Genomic DNA, 6,258 nt, shown 5'->3' with positions numbered 1-6,258 from the left:
ATGCGAAGTCTTTAGCAACACCACCGTACACTTTTGCAAGTGTAGTACAGATAGCAGCAGTTAGAGTTGTTTTACCGTGGTCAACGTGACCGATAGTACCAACGTTAACGTGCGGTTTATTACGTTCGAATTTTTCTTTAGACATGGATAGTCCCTCTGGGCACGGTATTTAGTGGCACTTCGACCACACAACCAAACATGGGTTTGTTGAGTATATAACAAATTGATAAATATTGACTGAAGAGTGGTGCTAATAGGCAGATTCGAACTGCCGGCCTCACCCTTACCAAGGGTGCGCTCTACCAACTGAGCTATATCAGCACACAAGAAGTGTGGAGCGGGCAGCGGGAATCGAACCCGCGTCATCAGCTTGGAAGGCTGAGGTAATAGCCATTATACGATGCCCGCAAAAACTTATTTACTCGTAGCGCTATTTAACTATTTGAAAAATGGTGGTGGGAGAAGGATTCGAACCTTCGAAGGCAGTGCCGGCAGATTTACAATCTGCTCCCTTTGGCCACTCGGGAATCCCACCGAAATTCTTGAAACTGGTGCCGACTACCGGAGTCGAACTGGTGACCTACTGATTACAAGTCAGTTGCTCTACCTACTGAGCTAAGTCGGCTTAATTGATGCGCATTCTAGATAATGATGATTTTTGATGCAATAGCTTAGCGCCATTTTTTTATGCTTTTTTCATCAATTGTCGTAAATTTATCCATTATCGACATTTCGCATACAAAGCAAGCCCTTCAAGTACCAATTCTGAACGGTGGTTATAATTTTTAATATCGTCCACTGGAAGATGTCTTACCCCTCCACCACACAGCACCACAACCGGTTCACTTGGTAATTTTTGACGCGCTTCTTTGAGGCCATATTCAATCAAACCTATCAATGCTGCTCGACAACCATTTTTTAGTCCATCTGCGGTATTGTCAGCCAATTGCAGATTATTACAATGCTCATGATCAGAAAACACCTTGGTGGTATTTTCTAACACCACTTTCATCATTAACTGATAGCCTGGTGCAATCCAGCCACCAAGGTGCTTTCCATCTCCACCTAATACATCAAATGTTAATGCCGTGCCAATATCGACCACCACCGTTGGACGCTTAAATTGTTGATGAATAGCAACTAACGTTAACCATCGATCAACACCTAAATATTGATACTCATTATAGCCATTTTTGACCCCAAAATCTTTACGCATGGTTTTCACGTGCAGGACCGGAATATCTGACACCTGTGCAATACGTTGAATCGTATTATCGACCTCAACAGGTCCAACACTAGCAAAAACAATCCGTTTGATTTTTTGTTCTAAGATAGGATCAAGCACTAACTCAAGTTTCTTACTTGGGTATTTACCGATTAACTCTACCTGACCATTTACGGATAATAGGGCAACCTTAACGTAAGTATTCCCCGCTTCAATCAATAATTGCATTAACAACCTCTAAGGCTGATTTCACCACCAACATAAGCAGTAATACCATCGTCCGTTTCAAGTAATAACGCGCCTTGCTCATTAATACCACGAGCAATGCCTTCAACAACACGCTCACCAATAAGCAATTTCACTGGGCGGTTTAAAAAGTTATCTATTTTATTCCAACGCTCAACAAAACCACAAAGACCAACCGCTTCATATTCAGTTAACGTTTGATGGATACGATCAATTAATGTTGCCGCTAACACGTTACGCGATGGTAACGGCGAACAAGCAGCACTTAAATTAGTCCATGCTTGATCTATCATATTGGTCGCCACCGTTGGCATAGCAATATTGAGCCCCATTCCGATCACTAAATGTGCCGCATCACCAGCCTTTCCCGTCATCTCAACTAAAATACCTGCCAACTTTTGATCATGACAGTACAGATCATTGGGCCATTTGACACGAATATCAGGCGCACCAAATTGTTGTAAGGTTTCAGCAATCGCAACACCAACCACCAAACTTAATCCCATCGCTGCTGCAACACCTGCCTCTAAGCGCCAATAGGTAGATAAATAAAGATTACTACCAAAAGGTGATTGCCACTGTCGACCTCGGCGGCCACGACCAGCTTGTTGATATTCAGCTAAACAAACTGCACCACTGGGTAATTGACCGACTTGATCAAGTAAATATTGATTTGTCGAATCAATCACCGGAATTAACTCTAGCTGTGGGCAACTAACTAATTCTGAAATTCGTTGACTATCAAGTAATTCAATCGGCGCCGCTAAGCAATAACCTTTCCCTTGGACACTATATAAATCAAGTCCCCACTGCTGAATGATTTTAATTTGCTTAGCAATACCAGCGCGTGACATTCCTAATGCCACCCCTAATTGTTCACCTGAATGAAATTGACCATCCGCTAATAAACCAATCAGGGCTAAACGCGTTGAATGCTCTTTCATGATGCTAAAATCTCGCTCAAATGGGTTTCAGCACTCGCCGCCATAAATCGCACTTCATGCTCTAGAGCAACACCAAACTTTTCTACGACGCGATCAACGATATATTGTGCTAAATGCACCACATCTTGTGCCGTCGCCATACCGACATTAGTCAATACTAATGCTTGCTGTGGATGCACTTTCGCCCCACCAATTTGATGCCCTTTAAGACCACACTGATCGATCAACCAACCAGCAGCTAGCTTCACCTGTAGATCATCAACACCATAACTAGGCATTGCAGGATAATCAACAAGTAGCCTATCACGTAGTGCTTTGGAAATAATAGGATTTTTAAAAAAACTGCCTGCATTACCAATTTCTTTTGGATCTGGAAGCTTGGCTTTACGGACAGCACAAACAGTATCAAACACTTGTTGAATCGTCACTGTTGTCACATCGAATTGATTTAAAGGTGCATAAGAGATTTGAGGCTGCCATTGTTTAGGTAAGCACAAACCAACGGCAATAATAATATGGCCATCTTTTAATTGATGCTTAAAAATTGAATCTCGATAACCAAACTCACAATCACTCGATTCATAACGCCTAACATCATTAGTATTAACGTCTAGTACATCAACATATTGGCATACATCTTTGAGCTCAATGCCATAAGCACCAATATTTTGAATAGGTGAGGAACCAACACAACCAGGTATAAGGGCTAAATTTTCTAAACCACCAATATTATGTTTTACACACCAACTCACGAGTTGATGCCAATCTTCACCACCGCCGACGTGCAAACAATAACAGGTATCGGTTTCTGTTAATGTAATGCCTTTAATTCGATTGAGAATAATTACACCTTGATAGTCTTCACAAAAAAGCAAATTACTTCCTTGCCCCACAACCAACTTAGGCATGTTATTAAAGTTTGCATCGTGCCAAATATTAATAAAATCATCAATAGTTTCAGCTTCAACAATCTGTGTGGCTACAGCATCAATACCAAAGGTATGATAAGGCGCTAACCCATGATCAGGTAAAACTTTCATGTTAATTTAAGACCATATCTTTATACTAATAGGCCTATTTTACCCGAATCAATCTCACAACGCAGTGTTTTCCCATGAGCCCAATTCGCTACCAGCAGTTAAATCCAATTAGATTACCTATCATTAATAAACTCTATAAAGATTTTTATCCGGCAGGCAAAGCAAAACGTGATGAAATCCTATGGGTTGGCGAGTCACAACAAGGTGTTATCTGTTGTGTTCGATTTAAATATATCGGTGAGTTGCAGCTATTAACAGGAATGTTAGTTAAACCTGAATACAGAAATCAGAAGATAGCGACTCAACTACTTCAACACGCGACACCACAAATACAACAAAAGCCTTGCTATTGCTTTGCATTTAAAGAACTTGAAGCACTTTACCAGCAAGCTGGATTTATTACTCTGCAACCGCAGCAATTACCACATGATTTACAACAACGATTTGAGCGTTATTGCCATAGCGGAAAAAAGCTAATACCGATGCACTATAACGCTTAGAGATTGTTATAAATTCGTGAGGCGATCATATATCTAGCAATGAGATAGGTTGACTTAGCTCTTTTTCTGATATAATTCGTTTCTTAACTCAAATTTATCTTCTTATAGATCGTGTAAACGAGGCGATAATGGATTCAGCTATTGCTAATAGGCAGTATATAGATCAACTGCCGTGTATTGCGCACAAGCCCGAAAATTTAGAGACTCTTTTTGACGCGAGCTCTTTCAGAAAGCGCTTATACCAAGAAATTGATTCAGCACAGCAGCGTATTTATATCGTTGCTCTTTATCTACAGGATGATGAGGCTGGTCGTGGCATATTAACGGCGCTATACGAAGCAAAGCAACGCAATCCAGCATTAGACATAAAAGTCTTTGTTGATTGGCATCGTGCTCAACGCGGACTTATTGGCGCAAGTCAATCAGATGGTAATGCAGCTTTATACCGTGAATATGCAGAAAAATACCAATTTCCGATCGAAGTCTTAGGTGTACCAGTACGTAACCGTGAAGTGTTTGGTGTTTTACACTTAAAAGGCTTCGTCATTGATAACACTGTTATCTATAGCGGTGCGAGCCTTAATGATGTCTATTTAGCCCAACACGACCGTTATCGTTATGATCGTTACCATGTTATCAAGAACAGCAAGCTTGCTAACAGCATGGCGACATTTATTACCGAAACATTAGTCGAAAGTGAAGCTGTGAATTGTTTAAATCAAGCACAGCGTCCTGATACAAAATCCTTAAAAAGCGCAATTAAAGATCTTCGCGCTGAGTTACAACAAGCAAGTTACCACTATGCAGCTGAATCAATTGCAACAGATGAAGTTGGATTAACACCGCTAATAGGCTTAGGTAAACGTCGTAACCAACTTAACCAAGAAATTTGTGCGTTGATTGCAAGTTCACAGCAAGAATTAACGATATGTACGCCCTATTTCAACTTTCCACGTGGTGTTAGTAAAGAAGTTATTAAAGCATTAAAGCGTGGTGTTAAAATCACAATTGTTGTCGGTGATAAAACTGCGAATGACTTTTATATTCCGCCATCAGAGCCTTTTAAAACGATTGCTGGCTTACCTTATCTATATGAAGTAAATCTACGTAATTTTGCAAAAAATAACGAGGCTGCAATTGCAAGTCGTCAATTAGCAATTCATCTGTGGAAACACGACAACAATAGCTTTCACCTCAAAGGTATTTGGGTTGATAGTCAATATATGTTGATTACGGGTAATAATTTAAACCCTCGCGCATGGAAACTTGATTTAGAGAATGCCATTCTAATCCACGACAAAAATCAACTTCTAGCACAGCAAACTCAACAAGAAATTGATTGTATCCTTACTCATACCACTTTAATTGGTAGCTATAAACAAATCGAAAAAATTGATAGCTATCCACCTCAAGTAAAGAAATTAATTAAGCGAATTCGCCGCGTTAAAGCAGATCATATCCTTAATCAAATTCTATAGTACCTATCAACAACGCAGTAATATGTTATTATTGCTGCGTAATCTATTTAAACGCCACCTTGAATCAACAACAAGCCATCCTATCGTCTATTCATCACCAATCTTACACTCGAATAAATTATCATCTATTGATATCAAGTCAGCTGACTACTACACAATGGTTACCATTTCCCACAACTAAATTCTTAAATTCAGGTTTCTTAGATGAATGTGAAGAAGACGAACTTATCAATAAATAACGATCTCCATAATGAAAAGAATACAAATTATGTTGGGAACATTATTGATCCTGTAGGCTACCACTTTCACGATGTCTATTCTGTACCATTGTACTTTTATACAGACGTAAAAAAGCTCTAATCTTTGATTAGGGCTTTTCTATATGATGGCGGAGTCGACACCGAATATCAGCACGCCTCTTACTGTGGTGACCGCTAACTTCCTAGTAAAAAATTAACCAACTGAATAATTACTCTGCAGTGCCTATTCAGCATCATATTACTTTTATACAGACGAAAAAAAACCTGAATCTTTCGATTCAGGTTTCTTAAATAAATGGCGGAGCGGACGGGACTCGAACCCGCGACCCCCGGCGTGACAGGCCGGTATTCTAACCAACTGAACTACCGCTCCACACGGAGATAAAACTTTCGTTTTATCCAATATTCGTAGTTCAAGACGAATATCTTAAAATTGAGCCTGGCGATGTCCTACTCTCACATGGGGAGACCCCACACTACCATCGGCGCTATTACGTTTCACTACTGAGTTCGGCATGGGATCAGGTGGGTCCATAACGCTATGGTCGCCAAGCAAATTCTGTTT

The 6,258-nt window shown here is 40.2% G+C and carries 6 protein-coding genes, 5 tRNA genes and 1 rRNA gene; 2 read left to right on the top strand and 10 right to left on the bottom strand.

The window, feature by feature from the left end; all coding sequences use genetic code 11:
* The 8 genes from PAND9192_RS19970 to murB all read right to left on the bottom strand — a co-directional run.
* Nucleotides 1-145, bottom strand: a 145-nt coding sequence (locus PAND9192_RS19970; protein ID WP_231730676.1) for a GTP-binding protein, incomplete at its 3' end; no start/stop codon positions are given.
* A 100-nt stretch (nt 146-245) separates the two neighbouring features.
* Nucleotides 246-321, bottom strand: a tRNA-Thr gene (locus tag PAND9192_RS19965).
* A 12-nt stretch (nt 322-333) separates the two neighbouring features.
* Nucleotides 334-408 (bottom strand) — tRNA-Gly (locus PAND9192_RS19960).
* A gap of 42 nt (nt 409-450) precedes the next feature.
* Nucleotides 451-535 (bottom strand) — tRNA-Tyr (locus PAND9192_RS19955).
* Nucleotides 536-549: 14 nt separating this feature from the next.
* Nucleotides 550-625, bottom strand: a tRNA-Thr gene (locus tag PAND9192_RS19950).
* Nucleotides 626-721: 96 nt separating this feature from the next.
* Nucleotides 722-1,453 (bottom strand): type III pantothenate kinase, encoded by a 732-nt coding sequence (locus PAND9192_RS19945; RefSeq protein WP_087855090.1) that lies wholly within the window; start codon nt 1,451-1,453, stop codon nt 722-724.
* Nucleotides 1,453-2,415 (bottom strand): bifunctional biotin--[acetyl-CoA-carboxylase] ligase/biotin operon repressor BirA, encoded by a 963-nt coding sequence (birA, locus tag PAND9192_RS19940; RefSeq protein ID WP_061000958.1) that lies wholly within the window; start codon nt 2,413-2,415, stop codon nt 1,453-1,455. Before birA ends, PAND9192_RS19945 begins: the two co-directional genes overlap by 1 nt.
* Nucleotides 2,412-3,455, bottom strand: a complete 1,044-nt coding sequence (gene murB, locus PAND9192_RS19935) for a UDP-N-acetylmuramate dehydrogenase (RefSeq protein ID WP_087855089.1) — start codon at nt 3,453-3,455, stop codon at nt 2,412-2,414. Before murB ends, birA begins: the two co-directional genes overlap by 4 nt.
* Before the next feature lie 74 nt (nt 3,456-3,529).
* On the opposite strand from murB, the gene PAND9192_RS19930 reads away from it, so the two are divergent.
* Nucleotides 3,530-3,955: a GNAT family N-acetyltransferase gene (locus tag PAND9192_RS19930; protein WP_087855088.1), complete on the top strand. Its 426-nt coding sequence runs from the start codon at nt 3,530-3,532 to the stop codon at nt 3,953-3,955.
* 128 nt (nt 3,956-4,083) lie between these two features.
* On the top strand, nt 4,084-5,433 hold the full coding sequence (gene pssA, locus PAND9192_RS19925) for a CDP-diacylglycerol--serine O-phosphatidyltransferase (protein ID WP_087855087.1): 1,350 nt from the start codon (nt 4,084-4,086) through the stop codon (nt 5,431-5,433).
* 556 nt (nt 5,434-5,989) lie between these two features.
* Here pssA and PAND9192_RS19920 read toward each other — a convergent pair.
* Together PAND9192_RS19920 and rrf are read right to left on the bottom strand one after the other, a co-directional pair.
* Nucleotides 5,990-6,066 (bottom strand) — tRNA-Asp (locus PAND9192_RS19920).
* A gap of 64 nt (nt 6,067-6,130) precedes the next feature.
* Nucleotides 6,131-6,246 (bottom strand): 5S ribosomal RNA (gene rrf / locus PAND9192_RS19915).
* Nucleotides 6,247-6,258 lie beyond the last annotated feature (12 nt).

This window comes from Photobacterium andalusiense (genome assembly GCF_900185625.1).
GTDB lineage: Bacteria > Pseudomonadota > Gammaproteobacteria > Enterobacterales > Vibrionaceae > Photobacterium > Photobacterium aquimaris.
Note: the sequence above shows the minus strand (reverse complement) of the source record. Positions and strands in the feature narration are given on the sequence as shown.